This window comes from Ruegeria sp. CDSA236, from assembly GCF_059611285.1.
On record NZ_JBXWPG010000003.1, the window covers coordinates 117,927 to 133,673 of the forward strand.

12 protein-coding genes are annotated in these 15,747 nt (G+C 56.7%); 5 read left to right on the top strand and 7 right to left on the bottom strand.

The annotated features are described in order from the left end of the window. Positions 1 to 84 precede the first annotated feature (84 nt). Positions 85 to 1,104 carry a LacI family DNA-binding transcriptional regulator gene (locus tag AC2FLB_RS06615; protein ID WP_281973175.1) on the top strand — a complete coding sequence of 340 codons (1,020 nt, stop codon included), beginning with the start codon at positions 85 to 87 and terminating at the stop codon, positions 1,102 to 1,104. Between the two features lie 2 nt (positions 1,105 to 1,106). Here the strand turns inward: AC2FLB_RS06615 and AC2FLB_RS06620 are convergent, their stop codons facing one another. Both AC2FLB_RS06620 and AC2FLB_RS06625 read right to left on the bottom strand, forming a co-directional pair. Next, the gene (locus AC2FLB_RS06620) at positions 1,107 to 2,078 is read right to left on the bottom strand and encodes a LysR family transcriptional regulator (RefSeq protein ID WP_271949993.1); all 972 of its coding nucleotides are present in this window, start codon (positions 2,076 to 2,078) and stop codon (positions 1,107 to 1,109) included. 88 nt (positions 2,079 to 2,166) lie between these two features. Beyond that, entirely contained in the window at positions 2,167 to 4,602 is a 2,436-nt protein-coding gene (locus AC2FLB_RS06625) for a GcvT family protein (RefSeq protein ID WP_496708890.1), read from the bottom strand. A gap of 184 nt (positions 4,603 to 4,786) precedes the next feature. Here AC2FLB_RS06625 and AC2FLB_RS06630 point away from each other — a divergent pair, with 184 nt between their 5' ends. Continuing rightward, positions 4,787 to 6,304, top strand: coding sequence for a trimethylamine methyltransferase family protein (locus AC2FLB_RS06630; protein ID WP_496708891.1), 1,518 nt, complete (start codon positions 4,787 to 4,789; stop codon positions 6,302 to 6,304). A gap of 60 nt (positions 6,305 to 6,364) precedes the next feature. Beyond that, positions 6,365 to 7,333 carry an agmatinase gene (locus AC2FLB_RS06635; RefSeq protein ID WP_496692982.1) on the top strand — a complete coding sequence of 323 codons (969 nt, stop codon included), beginning with the start codon at positions 6,365 to 6,367 and terminating at the stop codon, positions 7,331 to 7,333. On the opposite strand, the gene AC2FLB_RS06640 is transcribed toward AC2FLB_RS06635, so the two are convergent. The 5 genes from AC2FLB_RS06640 to AC2FLB_RS06660 all read right to left on the bottom strand — a co-directional run bounded on the left by AC2FLB_RS06640 (position 7,330) and on the right by AC2FLB_RS06660 (position 13,232). Further along, the gene (locus AC2FLB_RS06640) at positions 7,330 to 8,304 is read right to left on the bottom strand and encodes an arginase family protein (RefSeq protein WP_496708892.1); all 975 of its coding nucleotides are present in this window, start codon (positions 8,302 to 8,304) and stop codon (positions 7,330 to 7,332) included. The genes AC2FLB_RS06635 and AC2FLB_RS06640 overlap by 4 nt on opposite strands. 51 nt (positions 8,305 to 8,355) lie before the next feature. Further along, entirely contained in the window at positions 8,356 to 9,945 is a 1,590-nt protein-coding gene (locus tag AC2FLB_RS06645) for an ABC transporter permease (RefSeq protein WP_496708893.1), read from the bottom strand. Continuing rightward, the gene (locus tag AC2FLB_RS06650; RefSeq protein ID WP_142637767.1) at positions 9,938 to 10,975 is read right to left on the bottom strand and encodes a quaternary amine ABC transporter ATP-binding protein; all 1,038 of its coding nucleotides are present in this window, start codon (positions 10,973 to 10,975) and stop codon (positions 9,938 to 9,940) included. The genes AC2FLB_RS06645 and AC2FLB_RS06650 overlap by 8 nt, the downstream gene beginning before the upstream one ends. Before the next feature lie 77 nt (positions 10,976 to 11,052). Further along, complete coding sequence (locus AC2FLB_RS06655; RefSeq protein WP_142637765.1) at positions 11,053 to 12,003, bottom strand: ABC transporter substrate-binding protein; 951 nt, start codon at positions 12,001 to 12,003, stop codon at positions 11,053 to 11,055. A 341-nt stretch (positions 12,004 to 12,344) separates the two neighbouring features. Further along, positions 12,345 to 13,232 (bottom strand): LysR family transcriptional regulator, encoded by an 888-nt coding sequence (locus AC2FLB_RS06660; protein ID WP_142637763.1) that lies wholly within the window; start codon positions 13,230 to 13,232, stop codon positions 12,345 to 12,347. 98 nt (positions 13,233 to 13,330) lie between these two features. Between AC2FLB_RS06660 and AC2FLB_RS06665 the strand changes: the two genes are divergently transcribed. Further along, positions 13,331 to 14,773 (top strand): aldehyde dehydrogenase family protein, encoded by a 1,443-nt coding sequence (locus tag AC2FLB_RS06665; protein WP_496708894.1) that lies wholly within the window; start codon positions 13,331 to 13,333, stop codon positions 14,771 to 14,773. After that, positions 14,773 to 15,747: a membrane dipeptidase gene (locus AC2FLB_RS06670; protein ID WP_142637759.1), complete on the top strand. Its 975-nt coding sequence runs from the start codon at positions 14,773 to 14,775 to the stop codon at positions 15,745 to 15,747. Before AC2FLB_RS06665 ends, AC2FLB_RS06670 begins: the two co-directional genes overlap by 1 nt.

Genomic DNA, 15,747 nt, shown 5'->3' on the forward strand with positions numbered 1-15,747 from the left:
ATCTCTGTAAGCGGTTACATTTCGCTTTCGCCTAGACGGCGCAGAGCTTACACATATTTGCAAAATCAAATTTCAGGTTTGACAATGCCAAAGGCAAAAACTGCACCGACCCTGGAGGATGTTGCGAAACTCGCGGGCGTATCGACCGCCACGGTTTCACGTTGCCTCAATTCTCCGAACCTGGTGGTGCAGGCTACGCGTGATCGGGTTCAGTCTGCCGTTGACGCTTTGGGATACACGCCGAATTTTGCCGCACGTGTTATGGCTGCCAGACGGTCGCACACCATCGGCGCCATCATTCCCACCATGGAAAACGCGATCTTTGCGCGTGGACTTCAGGCCTTTCAGGAAGAGCTGCGCCAGCATGGCTATACCCTGCTTGTCTCTAGTTCGGCCTATCAGCCTGAGATCGAAGAAGAGCAGATACGCAACCTGGTCGCACGGGGGGCGGATGGGTTGCTGCTGATCGGGCATGATCGAGACTCGCGGATCTATGACTATCTCGCAAAGCGCAGGATTCCAGTTCTGATAGCCTGGTCGTTTCAGGCAGACGCACCAGTCCCTTCGGTCGGATTTGACAACCGTGCGGCCATGGCCGAACTGGCAAATCAAGTGATCAAGCTGGGTCACCGAACCCTGGGTATGATTTCTGGTGTCAGCACCGGAAACGACCGTGCCCGACTGAGGATCGAAGGGGTGCAAGAAGCAATGCGCCGCAACAACATCCCAAATGACCGGCTGACGATCGTAGAAACGCCATATGAAATCGAAAACGGGGCAGAGGCGTTTTCCCGTCTGATGTCTCGGCAAGATCGACCAACAGCGGTGCTGTGCGGGAACGATGTTCTGGCTATCGGTGCGTCGCGCCGGGCCAAGGAGATGGGGCTTAGAGTTCCTCAGGACGTCTCCGTCACAGGGTTCGACGATATCGAACTGGCGCAGATCACCGATCCAGGCTTGACGACCGTGCATGTCCCACATCGGGAAATGGGTCGACGGGCTGCGCTGGAACTGGTTGGATTGATCGAAAAGCCCACCGAAAGTTGCAATGTACAGTTGCGAACCAATTTGGTCGAACGCCAATCGCTGGGGCGCCCCGGCTGACTTCAGGCGGCCTCATTCTCCATGGTGCGAAACTCACCTTTCAACCAGGCGTGACTTGCGCACATCGGGTCGGTAAAATGTTGACGAATAAGCTTTCCCATCGCTCTCTGGATTAGCTTCGAAGTGGTCTCGGGGTATACGTCGGTCGTGAATAAAGACACTGTTCTTACAAAGTTTCGGCCGGGAAATGGCACCACCCGAACTTGGTCGTGAAATCTGTGGGCCCTATGAAAACTTGCGGCCGTGGTGATGGTCCAACCGGTGCCTTCAGCGACCAATCCTATGATCGACTGATTGCATTCCAGTTCGAACCTGTTGGGCAGATCAAATTTACCTCGCCTGAGCTGTATCTCAATTTGCTTGCCGATCACGTAATCACGCGAATAGCGCAGCAACGGCAATTCTGCGTTTGATGAAAACATCTCCTCGGGCATGCCACTGAACGCTCCGGGCAAAACAACGATAAAAGGGTCGCGCATCAACGGGTATTCGATCAGGCCCTCGGTCCGTTCGAACGGTCGGGTCGCCACCCCTGCATCCAGCTTATGTTCCTGCAACTTGGCAATGATCTCATGGCTGGGGCGTGTGAAATGCCGAAAACTGCAGCGCGGCAAAGCATGCGCAAGAAACCGAAACAGGTCTGGCGAGATTTGATTGTCGAAATCATCAATCAGTGCCAGCCTCAAATCCGTCGCATGGCGCCAGTTACCCGACCGGATCTCCGCCTCGGCCTTTTTCAAAACAATCAGCCCATCGCGGACATGGCGCGCATAGACTTCACCGGCAGGTGTCAGACCCATTGGACGACGCCCGTGATCCACCAAATCAATGCCCAACGCGGTCTCAAGGCTTCGTAGGTGATTGGAAACCGTGCTGATAGACAAACCGGTTTCCGATGCGACCTGTTGGATCGATCCTGACTTTGCGACCAACTGAAAAACTTCCAGCCAGCGGAGGCTTAGCGACTTTGGCACATTTACAGTCCGTTGTTTCGATTACATCAAAACTAGCGAAACAAAGAACGCCCCTCATTGCAATGAGGAACTTGCAACCCGTTCTGCCTCAAGCCCGGAGCCTGCTATGGTCCGGGTCATAGGGCGAAGGTGCGATCACCGTTGCGTTGACCCGTATTCCACAGTGATCCAACTCTATCTTGCACCCGAATTCTGCAAGTTGCGGATCGACAAATCCATGGGCAAGATTGAGGCCGGTGCGGTGCCCCCACTCGCCCGAGGTGATTGTTCCGACAACCGTGTCACCCAGCATCAGCGAAGCCCCGGCATGGGCAGGTCCCTGTCCTGTTTCCAACCGGAGCGGCACGAGTTTTCTCCGCGGCCCATCAGCATCACGGTTCAGCAAGGCATCGCGCCCGATGAAGTCGCCCTTTTCCAACCTCACAAACCGATTCAGTCCTGTTTCAAAAGGATTAAACTCGGTGATCAAATCAGCCTTCCAGTGCAGGAACGTCTTTTCCATCCGCATGGAGTCAATCGCCCGAGCGCCAAACAACTTGAGGCCGAAGCGCTCTCCAGCCCGCCGCAGCGCCAGATATGCGCTATAAAGCGAAGGGTTGGGAACGTGGATTTCATATGCCAGTTCGCCAGAAAAACTTACCGCCATCACCGTTGCTGGAGCGAAGCCAACAAAGCACTCCCTGACGCTCAGCCATGGAAAAGCTGCCGGGGACCAATCACCGCGCGCGCTGGACGCCAGCACATCACGTGATTTCGGGCCGGCAAGGATCAGAATGGTGTAGTCGTTGGTCAGACTGCGTAAATGCACGTCTTCATCAGGGTAGCGGTTATGCTTTAGCCAATCCATATCGTGGAATTCACTTGCCGCCGCCGAGCCATACCAGACCCGGGCAGGGCCGCGATCGCTGGCGGGCAGGTTCGCCACAGTCGCTTCGGCTTTGACCATCCCGTGATGGTTCAAAAGATAGCCCAGCCCAACCCTGCCGTCGCGGCGCGTGACAGCACCGCAAAACAGACGATCCAGAAAGGCATGCCGATCCGCGCCAGTAATCTCGATACGGTTGAAACCATTCACCTCGGACAACCCGACATTGGACTGAACATTTGCCACCTCGGCCCCGACCAAATCATAGGTTTCGTCAAAATCGAAACTGAGGGTCGGTTCAAAGCTGGGGTCAGGCTTGATGTAATCCACCCTTTCCCATCCATTGACGACAGTGAATTCGGCGCCCTCGGCCGCCAGAACCGGGGTCAAAGCAGTGGTCTTAGCAGGCCTCCCCGCGGGGCGGTGTTCATGCGGGAGATGAAAGCGAAATTCGTTTTGATAATCCTCAACTGCCTTCAGTGCCGTCAGCTCCACATTCGCGTGGTCTGTGAACCGGCGCGGATCCAGGCACCAGGTGTCATAACAGGCCTCTCCATGCACAATCTGCTGGGCCAGCAACCAGCCGTGGCCACCGCCCTCACCTAACCCCGCCCGCAGGCCGATGATACAGAAGGCGTTGCGCTTGCCCGGGATCGGCCCGACAAGCGGCGCACCATCAATCGTGTAGGTGATCGGCCCATTGACGACGGTGTGAATCCCGGCCTCCAACAGAGCAGGCATCCGGGCAAAAGCGCCCTCCAGCACATCCGAGACACGGTCCAGATCGTCCGGGCACAGTGCATTGACAAAATTTGGATCGATCCCGTCCATGCCCCAGGTCTTGCAGCCCTGTTCATAGAACCCCAGCAAGAGGCCGTTCTTTTCTTGTCGACAGTAGAAATCGCTGATCGGACATCGCAGCAAAGGCATTCGGTGGCCGGCATCGCGGATTTCAGGAATATCTTCTGTCAGAAAATACTGATGCTCCATCGAGGCCACGGGGTGGTGCACCCCCATCAAGGCGCCCACTTCGTTCACACGATATCCGCAGGCATTCACCACGATGTCACAGTCGATATCACCGTGTTCGGTCTGTACCGTCCAAGTGTCATCCTTGTGCTGGATCAACCCGACAACCGGGGTATTCCGGTACACTTCGGCCCCGGCCAAACGTGCAGCCCGGGCCAACGCCTGACACAGCTGAGCCGGATCAATATCCCCGTCCGAGGGATCCCACAGCCCACCAATCAGGTTTTCGGTCGAGATCAGAGGGTGCCGCCGAGCGCATTCTTCGGCATCAATAACCTCGAAATGGACATCCATCCCCCGGGCCATCGAAGCGAAATGTCGGTATCCCTGCATTTGCGCTTGGGTGTTCGCCAACCTGATTCCGCCGTCACCATGGTGGTAATTGATGGGATAGTCGGGATTCGCAGACAGGTCTTGGTACAGTTTGATCGAATGGGATTTCAGTCCAACCATGGTCTGGTTTGTTCCAAAATTCGTCACCTGCGCGGCTGAATGCCAAGTGGTACCAGAGGTCAACTCGTTTCGTTCGACCAGGACGACATCTGCCCATCCTTCTTGCGTCAGGTGATACAGAGTTGAGCACCCTGCGATCCCGCCACCAATTACCACTACTTTTGTCCGCGACTTCATTGGCTTTGCTCCTCTGAACCCCAATAGGTTTTGCTGAAAACGGGTCTTCGCAACAGCTTACGAATGGCTTGTGCTGAAAAATCGAAACTACGATTGAGGATTCTGAAAGGCGCATTTCTCTTTTGCAGAGACCCCGCATCGCCCTTTACGGTTCCGGGAATTCTGACATGAAAAGGATTGGGCGTTGTCAAAGGGCAGTAAAAGAAGCGGTCGAAATGCGCGTCTTGCGCAACGCGCAGCAGAGCCCGCCATAGATCCGTGCCCCCCCGGTCAAGCCGGTGGTCGCTTTCAACCTTTGACACAGTCCGAAGTCAAACAAATATACAATACCGCCTTAAGGCTGCTGGAAACTCTCGGCATGGGCGAGGTCCCGGACAGGCTGGCCAACGATCTGCGGTCAGCCGGTGCACAATCCGGACAGCAAGGGCGGCTGCTATTTCCTCGAAACATGGTTGAAGACGCTATTGGGTCCGCTGCCAAGACTTTCTCGTTTCATGGCCGGGACGAAGCGCGCTCGATCGAAGTGGGCGGAAATCGTGTGTTCTTTGGCACCGGCGGTGCGGCGGTGCAGACGCTGGATCTGGAGAGCGGTCACTATCGCCCCTCCACGCTGGCCGATCTGCATGATTTCACGCGGCTTCAAGATACGCTGGCCAATGTCAGCTGGTTCACGCGCTGCTGTGTCGCAACCGATTTGCCCGATGTTTTCGATCTGGATGTGAACACAGTTTACGCGCTGGTGCGCAATACCACCAAACCGATTGCCACATCGTTTACCCTTGCCGAACATGTGGCCCCGATCGTCGAAATGCTCGACATCGTTGCAGGCGGGCCGGGTGAGTTCGCCAAGCGACCGTTTCTGAAGGCCCATATCAGCCCGGTGATTTCACCGCTGCGCTATGGCGAGGATGCGGTGGACGTTGTCTATGAATGTATCGCCCATAACATCCCGATGTCCTGTATCACCGCCGCACAGGCGGGCGCCACTGCACCGGCGACACTCGCCGGGTTTCTGGCGCAATCTTTGGCCGAGACGCTGGCCAGCCTTGTCATGGTCAATGCGATCAAACCCGGTTTTCCGATGGTGTTTTCCAACTGGCCTTTCATCGTTGATTTGCGCACGGGTTCTTTCGCAGGCGGCAGTGGCGAGACCGCCATTCTAAACGCGGCGTCGGCGCAGATCACCAACGCACTGGGGCTGCCTTCGGGTGTGGCCGCCTCGATGACTGATGCGAAAGCTGTCGACGCACAGTACGGAGCCGAGAAAGGAATGACTTCGCTCGCTGCGGCGCTGGCTGGCGGCAATCTGATCTACGAAAGCTCGGGCATGACCGCTTCGTTGCTGGGCGCCAGTTTCGAAGGGTTCGTTCTTGACGACGAAATGCACTCTCACACCTATCGCGCTTTGCGCGGCATCGAAGTGACCGACGAAAACCTGGGATTCGACGCCATTTGTCATGCGGTACTGGGCGACGGTCATTTTCTGGGAAGCGCCCACACCTATGCTGCGATGGAACGGGATTACTTCTATCCAGCGCTGGCTGACCGGAACGAACCCCGGACATGGCAGACCGATGGGGCCGCCGATGCGTGGACGGTTGCCCGCCGGCACGCAAAGGACATCCTGGCACGACATCATCCGCAATACCTGACCGAAGAACAGGACGCTGAAATCCGCAGACGGTTTCGCATTCTCTATTAGACTTACGTCGACCGACTCTAGCCAGTAGGCTTGCAGCACATACACTCAGATGAGGCCCTCATGACAAACCCCTTCTTTCAGCCGGTCTCGGCAATGGAGCTTGCGCGTTTCGCTGGTGTCCCCACGTTCATGCGCCTTCCCGAACTGACCCCCAAGGACGACCGGATCAACGAAGTTGATATTGGGATCATCGGGATCCCGTGGGATGGCGGCACCACAAACCGCCCCGGCGCGCGGCACGGGCCTCGGCAGTTGCGCGACTATTCGACCATGATCCGCGCAATGAACCCGGTCACCGGTGTAGCCCCTTTTGCCATGGTGAATTGCGCCGATCTGGGTGATGTCGCGCCGAACCCGGTGGACATCGAAGACACCATGAACCGAGTCACGTCTTTCTATGACGATCTGACCGAACGGGGCATAACGCCGCTAACCGCGGGCGGCGACCACCTGACCACCCTGCCCGTCTTGCGCGCTCTGGCCAAGTCGGAGCCATTAGGCCTTATTCAATTCGACAGCCACACCGACCTGTTCGACAGCTATTTCGGTGGCTACAAATACACCCATGGCACACCGTTTCGTCGTGCCGTTGAAGAGGGCCTTGTGGACCCCAAGCGCTTTGTCCAAGTCGGCATACGCGGGACGGCCTATAACACAGACGATATCGATTGGGCCGAGGCACAGGGCATCCGCATCATCCGCATCGAAGAACTGTTCGACCGCGGCATTGACGATGTCATGGCCGAGGTGCGCGGGATCGTCGGAACAGGTCAGACCTATTGCACCTATGACATCGACTTTGTGGACCCCACCTATGCCCCCGGCACCGGCACGCCAGAGATCGGCGGGCCGAACAGTTTTCAGGCGCAGCAGGTGATCCGCCAGTTAAGCGGTGTCAATTTGGTTGGTGCTGATCTGGTTGAGGTCGCGCCACCCTTCGATGCCGCTGGGGGCACGGCCTGGCTGGGCATCTCACTAATGTTCGAGCTACTGTGTGTTCTGGCACAGGCCGTAGACGCCCGCCGCTAACCGGTGTTTTCGGCAATCATCGAGATCATCTCGAACATCACCGCCGCCGCAGTCAGGGCGGTGATGTTGTTGGGGCTGTCCTTAGTGGGCATCATGCAAACAACGTCACCGCCGACAATGTTCAAACCGCGCGCGGCACGCAGGATACCCACGGCTTCGTCAATGTCGAACCCCTTTTCGCCCGGCTCCAGATTGGACACCGCCGGAGCGATTGTCGGGTCAAGGCAATCCAGATCGAAGGTGATATAGACCGGGCGATCACCTAGAACCTCTTTGGTCTGCGCCACTACATCTGCAAGCCCGCGCTGACGAAATTCGCGCATGGTGACGATGTTGTACCCATAGTCGTAAGAAGGCTGCAACCAGTCCAGGCTGCGCGGATGGCCTCGCAGGCCGATCTGCATCGAACGGGTAGGATCAACCTGCCCCTGATCAGCCAGATAAGCCCCCCAATGAGCGGCCGACTTCTTTGCCCCCAAAAAGTGATCGACCTTTGTAAACACATCCGTATGGGCATCCAGGTGCAGAAAACTGATCGGCTCTCCTCCGGCCAGCTTCCCACATCCCAGCGCCTGTACGATCCCGCCGGTAATGGAATGGTCACCGCCAACGGATACCGGGCGCGCACCTGCCGCATCTATGTCCTTGTAAAAGGCGGTAATGCGTTCGATGCAGTCTTCGTTATCGTTGGCGCGCGGAAAGGGTACATCACCGACATCGGCAATCTTCGCGCGGCTCCAGGGGTCGATCTCAAAAACCGAATGGACCCTGCGCTGTACCGCCGAGACATTCCGCAAGGCGCGCGGGCCCAGATGCTGATCCCTTTCGGTTGTCCCGTTTCCGGTCGAATGCGGCACACCGACAAGTGCAATATCCCGCCCCTCAGGTCCGATATTGGGGCAGCGAAACATCGTCGGTATGCCCCACCAGTACAAATTGTCCATCATGGACTGCTCATAGCGGTCGACCATTTCATCCTCCGGTAAAAAAATGCCCCCGGCCTGGGCCGAGGGCATAGAAGTTCAGATTCTTTCGTCTTCTCGCCGGAATGCACCCTGAACAATACGGTCCATGACCATAGCAAGGAACAAAATGGCAAAGCCGCCCAACAGGCCGGGACCCTTGGCTGCGTATTGCAACGCCTCAAGGATTTCCTTGCCCAGCCCTCCGCCACCGATCAGCGAAATGATCACCACCATCGATAGGCACATCAGGATGGTCTGGTTCACCCCGGTCATAATCGACGGCAAGGCCAGAGGTATCTCGACATCCTTCAACAGCTGCCATTTCGAGGCCCCAAAAGCCACAGCAGCCTCTTTGATACTGTCGGGCACTCCGCGCATGCCCAGCGCGGTCAGTCGGATGACCGGCGGCATGCCAAAGATGATCGTTGCCAGAATGCCGGGCGGGTTGCCGGTGCCAAAGAAGGCGATAATCGGGATCAGATAGACGAAGGCCGGCAAAGTCTGCATCAAGTCCAGCACGGGCTCTGCCGCGCGGTAGGCACGCCTGGACTTGCCAAACCAAATGCCCAGTGGAATGCCAAAAACAACGCATAACAGCACCGCCGCACCGACCAGCGCCACGGTTTCCATCGCCACATCCCAATATCCCAGCAAGGCGATATAGGCCAATGAAGACGCCGTGAAGATCGCCACTCGGGGGCCTGCAGCCCGCCAAGCCGTCACACATATCACCAACATCACAACCGGCCAAGGCGACCCGATCAGCGCAATGGTCAGGGCATCCAGAACCGACCGAACCCCAGCGACGATCCCATCGAATACGTCCCCGCCAGCAAGAGCGGCCGCATCTATCTGCGCCTCCATCCAGCTTGCAAGGTTTGAAAACAGGGTCCCGCCGCCCTCACCCAATATCAGTGCGGACACTTCTTTTTCGGGGAATGCATCCAACATGGCCATCGACGCATTGACCGTGAATTTGTAGACAATCAACGGCCCAATCGCCGCAACAAGCACAGCCCCCAGCACCATATTTCGCCTGGACTGGCCACTTTCGGTACTATCCGGATCGGTCCGCCATTTTGAATACTGTTTTTCATAGACGCGGTCGGCATAGAAGCCCTGTGCCAGTTTGAAGACCAGCAGCATCAGCAATCCGGTGATCATGATGCTCAGCGCTTCAGACTGCGCGGCCGCGGCTTTTCCAAAGCTGGTATCGGCGGCTTTCTGGATGTTCTCTGCCAGCTTGGTAAAGCGGTCGATATCGGCCTTTTCTGTCGCGTCAGCCGCCCGGGCCAACAGCTCGTCTGCGCGCGCTTGCTGACGTTCGGCACGTTCCGCCATATCAGCACCCGGGTTGCCCCAGGCACCGCGCCCGATCTGTACCCAGGCGATGATTTCAAGGATCAGGAAGGTCCAGAACATCCCCCATATCGCCCGCGATGCCGACCAAAATGGCCCCAGAACCGCAGCCCAGCGGTTGAACGTATTCGGAACCGCACTGGTTGCGTCATGGATCTTGTGAAACGCCCTGACGTAATAGTCCCCGTTCGGACCTGCGAATTCGTGGATCGAGCGATCCAGCGCCTCGTGGTCGACCTCGATATCCGAGGCGGCGGTGACTTTCACTTCGGTGGTTGCATCAGTCATTTTTGCCCCCCTGAATTCCGCGCAGCAGGCGCGGTTTGGTGACGACGCCGACGTCTTGCCCTGCATCGGTGATGATCACCGGCAGGTCCGTGTCGACAGCCAGGTCGATCAACTGATCCAGATCGGCCCCCTCATCCGCGCGCGGCGCGCCGTCGGTCGGGCCGGAATAGCTGTCCAGTGGCTCCATGATCGAGTGTGCCTTGACCAGTTTCAACTTGGAAATGCCCTGAACAAACTCGCGCACATAGTCATCGGCCGGATTCATCACGATGTCTTCCGGTGTGCCGATCTGAACGATGACACCATCTTTCATGATCGCAATCCGGTGGCCAATGCGGATAGCTTCGTCCAGATCATGGGTGATGAACAATGTGGTCTTCTGCAACTGGGCGACCAGCGCTTTGAACTGGTCCTGCAACTGCAGCCTGATCAGCGGATCGAGCGCAGAAAAGGGCTCGTCCATTAACAGGATTTCCGGATCAGAGGCCAGCGCGCGGGCAATTCCAACACGCTGCTGCATCCCGCCCGACAATTCTTTGGGCAGGCGATCTTCGTACCCGGTCAGGTCCACCAGACCCAGCGCATGGTCCGAGACTGCCCAGCGCTTGGATTTGGACACTTTTCGAATTTCCAAAGGATAGGCCACATTGTCTCTGACAGATCGGTGCGGCATCAGCGCCATATGCTGGAAAACCATCCCGATCTGCTGCGCGCGGATACGGCGCAGCTCAGCCTCGGATATTTTGGATACGTCCTGGCCCAGAATCTCGATCTTGCCTGAGGTCGGCTCGATCAAGCGGTTCACGTGGCGCACCAGCGTGGATTTCCCGGATCCCGAAAGACCCATAATGCAGAAGATTTCGCCGCGCGGGACTTCGAAAGACGCACCCTGTACGCCGACCACACAATTATACCTTTCAAGAACTTCAGGCTTTCCAATCCCTTCATCCCGTACTGCGGTCATGGCCTCCTCTGCCCGCGCACCGAAAATCTTCCAGACATCTGTCAGCTTAACGACTGTTTCGGTCATACTTGCCCCTTCAATGCAAAACAGGCCGCCAGGCATTCCCGGCGGCCTATCTGTAATTCAGTTCCGAGCGTTACCGATCACTCTGACATCCAGTTCAGAACCGCATCTTCGTTCGCACCGACCCATTCTTCGGCATATGCGAGCGGCTCTTTGCCATCTATGACAAGCGCATAAGTCATGGCCGAGACAGCGGCAGTATCCAGTTTCATGTTGGACAACAGCCGAGCAACCTCGGGGTACTCATCCTCAAGAGATTTGGCATAGTGAAGGTGCAGATAGGCCAAATCCCAGGCGACACCTGCTTCGGATTTCTCCAGCCAATCCGGATCATCCGTGGGCTGCAGGACATTCCATTTTGCCGCGTCATAGGCTGGCTCTTCCAGGATCTGAAGATCATGCAGTTCAAACACGTAATGCGGCGTATAGCAGAAACCCACCCAAGGCTCACCCGCTTTGATCGCGTTATCAAGGTTCGCATAGGCGACGGTTTCGTCTATCTCGGTCAATTCCATGACCTGGTCATAGCCATATGATTTGGCCCGGATTTTCTCGACATTGGTCGACGCCCAGCCGGGGGCACCGATCCATACTTCGCCCTGCCCGTCGCCATTGCTGTCGAACAGTGCCGCGATGTCGGGATTGGTCAGGTCGTCAATGGACCGGATATCATTGGCATCAGCGGTCGCTTTGTCGACACACATTCCTTGAAACGCCTCAACGCCATTGGAATTGAAGGTAACTGTACCCTTTTCGGTTACATAGGTGTCATGCAGGTTCTGCTGGTTCGGCATCCACACTTCGGGGTGTACGTGCATGGCGCCGGAATCCATCGCCTCGAACACGATCGGGTTGGTGCCATTCTGAAGCTCGACCTCTAGCCCCAGATTTTGTTCGATCGCAACCTTTAGAATGTGCGCTGTTGCATTTACCGATGGCCAGTTCGGCACACCGATCACAATGTCAGCAGCAAAAGCAGGCACAGCGACCATCATCGACGCGCCTCCCAGTAACATAGTGAGTTTGTTCATATTATTTCTCCGTGTTGGGCGTTCGAGGCGCTGTTCTTCTTACCCTCTGGGCAGCGGTACGCCTGTCAAACGACATCGGGATGACGTTCCATCCCCCTTTCTTAGCCAGTTACCGGGCGCGCCGGTTTGACAGGAAAATTCAAACATGCCGACACATGACCCATCAAGAACAACATGCCACAAATCGATATATGCGTCTTTCTCGAATATTAGTTTCGGTTTATTCTGATCTTGATCGATATGACGCCTGAAATAGGTGCAGCCGATTCTTGAGTGGGCTTGTCTGCCATCAATATCCCCTAAGCGGCGCCATCTCAGACAGGGGCACAGATTTTATCCAGTCAGTCCTCAGATCCCAGTACAAGATCCTGCTTCAGGATGAAGTCCCCAAACGCGTCCGTCAGCGTTTGAAAGCGCGAGCGTTGCGAGACATAAAGATACACCTGCCTTTGATCTTCGAGATCAGCTATAGGACGGAAGACGATAGCCTCAGGAAGAGACCGTGCAACGGTTTGCGGCAAAACCGTCACCCATTCCTCGGTGCGCACCAATGCGATCAGTGAATGGGTGTTCTGAATGGTCACACCGGCCTTCGAAATCGCCGCGTGAAACCGCGGGGACTGAACCAGATCGCACAGAGCATTGCGTATGAAGGGAACCGAAGCCACCTGTTCGATGGTTGGCATCTCCGATTGCTGTGCCAGCGGGTGAGCAGCCGTGCAAACCACCCCAAACCTGTCTTCGAACAAGGGCGTGGCTGTGACCCCGTTTAGCGCAAGATATCCGGATGCAATGCCGATATCCGCTTTTCCTTGCACAACCGCGTCCAGTACCTGCTGTGTATCGGTATCGCGGAGCTCGATCCTGATATCGGGGAAATGGCTATTCATGTGACTCAGCACCTTGGGAAAGGCAAGAGCCGCCACCGACGGCACAGACACGATCCGCAACAGGCCGTACTCTGCGCTGGCTATTGCCTCGATATCCTGAACTGTTTGATCGAACTGTCTGACCTGCTTCAAAGCCAAATCATGAACCTGCCGACCCACTTCTGACAGTCGATTTTTGCGCTCTCCCTCGAACAGCTTCTTACCCAGGTGCTCCTCAAGCTGCTTCAGCGTCATCGACACCGCCGATTGCGTTCGTCCAAGACGGTCGGCGGCCTCGGTCAGATTACCAGTCTGCACAACCGTGCAAAAACTGCGCAGTGTTTCAATCTTGATCGCCATACTTCAGTTTTTCTGCAATTTGTTTCATTTAATTGAGTTTGACTGATGTTCGCCAAAAAATCCATCCTAGGTCAAATGAAATCGCACTGGGGCGTAACGTGACACAACTGAATCTGATTGCTGGCGAATGGCTGGCAGGTGAGTCTGAAATCGAAAACCGCAATCCTTCGGACCTGAGCGATCTGGTCGGCATGTTTGCACAGGCCAGCGCTGACCAGCTTGAAGCGACGCTGGATCAAGCCCGTGTTGCACAGGCTGAATGGGCCGCCTATGGCATCGAACGGAAGCAAGCCGTTCTGAACGCTATCGGCAATGAAATGATGGCCCGGGCCGAAGAACTGGGTACGCTCTTGGCGCGCGAAGAAGGCAAGCCGCTGGCCGAAGGCAAAGGCGAAGTGTTCCGCGCCGGGCAGTTCTTTACCTACTACGCAGCTGAATGCCTGCGTCAAATCGGTGAGAACGCGGATTCTGTGCGCCCCGATATCGAAGTAGACGTTCGCCGCGAAGCTGTCGGCGTTGTCGCCATCATCAGCCCATGGAACTTCCCTACCGCGACTGCCTCGTGGAAGATTGCTCCAGCACTGTGCTATGGCAACGCGGTTGTGTGGAAACCCGCCAACATCACCCCGGCATCCGCTGTCGCACTGACCGAAATCATCGAACGTCAGGACATCCCCAAAGGTCTGTTCAGTCTGGTCATGGGTTCGGGGCGCAGCATCGGGCAACGCCTGGTCGAAAGCCCCAAGGTCAATGCAATTTCCTTTACCGGGTCAGTCCCGGTCGGCAAGGGTATCGCAGCAGCCGCCATCCAGAACCTGACCAAAGTTCAGATGGAAATGGGATCAAAAAACGCGCTGGCTGTGATGGACGATGCCGATCTGGATCTGGCCGTTACTCTGGCATTGGGAGGAGCGTTTGGCGGCACCGGACAGAAATGTACGGCGTCTTCGCGCCTTGTTGTGCATGCGGGTATCCATGACGCGTTTGTCGAAAAGCTGGTGGCCGGTGCGCAAGCGATGAAGGTCGGCCACGCTCTGGAGGAAGGCGTGCAGATGGGTCCCGTCGTCAGCCAACAGCAGCTGAGCGAAAACCTGGCCTATGTTGATCTGGGCAAATCCGAAGGGGCCGAGCTGGCCTGTGGCGGAACCCGGCTGGAGATGCCTCATGACGGGTTCTACATGTCGCCGGGCGTGTTTCTGAACACCAACAACGACATGCGCATCAACCGCGAAGAAATGTTCGCGCCCCTGACCAGTGTCATCAAGGTTGGCAACTATGACGAAGCGCTGAGCGTCGTCAACGACACCAACTTTGGCCTGACCTCGGGCATCGTGACCAAATCGCTGGCCCGCGCCACGCATTTCCGTCGCAATGCGCGCACTGGTGTTGTGACTGTGAACCTGCCCACTGCAGGCACCGATTACCACGTGCCTTTTGGCGGCCGCGGCGACAGCTCTTACGGGCCGCGCGAACAGGGTAAGGCTGCGGCCGAGTTCTATACCACGGTCAAAACCGCCTATATCAGCGCGGGCCCCGTGTGATGCGGATCGACGGGCTACAATATGCCAACTGGTCGGAAAAGATTTTCCGCCAACTGCGTGACGGGGGCGTGGACGCGATCCACGTCACCATCTCGTACCACGAGAACTTTCGCGAAACGGTACTGAATTTCGAGAAATGGAACCGCTGGTTCGAACAATACCCGGACCTGATCATGAAAGGGCGCTGGGCCAGCGATATCGATACGGCTCGTAAAACGGGCCGGACGGCTGTGTTCTTTGGCTTTCAGAACCCCTCGCCCATCGAAGACGATATCGGGCTAGTCGAAATCCTGCACGATCTTGGCGCCCGTTTCATGCAGCTGACCTATAACAACCAGTCCTTGCTGGCGACCGGCTGTTATGAGGCCGAAGACACAGGCATCACCCGTATGGGCAAGCAGGTGATCAAAGAGATGAACCGCGTAGGTCTTGTAGTGGACATGAGCCATTCGGCGGACCGTTCCACCATCGAGGCCGCTGAATTGTCCGAGCGTCCCATAGCCATCACACACGCGAACCCGTATGATTGGTCGCCCGCGCTGCGTAACAAGCGCGACGATGTCATTCGTGCGGTGACGGAAAACGGCGGGATGCTTGGCTTTTCGGTTTATCCTCACCATCTGAAAGATAAATCCGACTGCACGCTGGACAGTTTTTGCGAGATGATCGCACGCGCCGCCGACAAATACGGCGCGCAGCATCTGGGGATCGGCACAGACCTGTGTCAGGATCAACCCGACAGCATTGTGGAATGGATGCGGGTTGGCCGCTGGACCAAGGAAATCGACTATGGCGAGGGATCCGCTTCGGCACCAGGCTTTCCGCCCATGCCGGGCTGGTTTCAGGACAACCGAGATTTTGGGAACATCGAACAAGGGTTACGCGCGACCGGCCTGAACGATGACGAAGTGGCCGGGATCATGGGCAGGAATTGGTATCAGTTCTTCGCCGAGAACTTCGTCCCACAAGGGTAA

Coding starts and splice junctions, on each gene's coding strand:
- AC2FLB_RS06650 (WP_142637767.1), bottom strand. CDS start 10,975: ATGACCGAAACAGTCGTTAAGCTGACAGATGTCTGGAAGATTTTCGGT.
- AC2FLB_RS06615 (WP_281973175.1), top strand. CDS start 85: ATGCCAAAGGCAAAAACTGCACCGACCCTGGAGGATGTTGCGAAACTC.
- AC2FLB_RS06625 (WP_496708890.1), bottom strand. CDS start 4,602: ATGAAGTCGCGGACAAAAGTAGTGGTAATTGGTGGCGGGATCGCAGGG.
- AC2FLB_RS06635 (WP_496692982.1), top strand. CDS start 6,365: ATGACAAACCCCTTCTTTCAGCCGGTCTCGGCAATGGAGCTTGCGCGT.
- AC2FLB_RS06660 (WP_142637763.1), bottom strand. CDS start 13,232: ATGGCGATCAAGATTGAAACACTGCGCAGTTTTTGCACGGTTGTGCAG.
- AC2FLB_RS06645 (WP_496708893.1), bottom strand. CDS start 9,945: ATGACTGATGCAACCACCGAAGTGAAAGTCACCGCCGCCTCGGATATC.
- AC2FLB_RS06670 (WP_142637759.1), top strand. CDS start 14,773: ATGCGGATCGACGGGCTACAATATGCCAACTGGTCGGAAAAGATTTTC.
- AC2FLB_RS06640 (WP_496708892.1), bottom strand. CDS start 8,304: ATGGTCGACCGCTATGAGCAGTCCATGATGGACAATTTGTACTGGTGG.
- AC2FLB_RS06655 (WP_142637765.1), bottom strand. CDS start 12,003: ATGAACAAACTCACTATGTTACTGGGAGGCGCGTCGATGATGGTCGCT.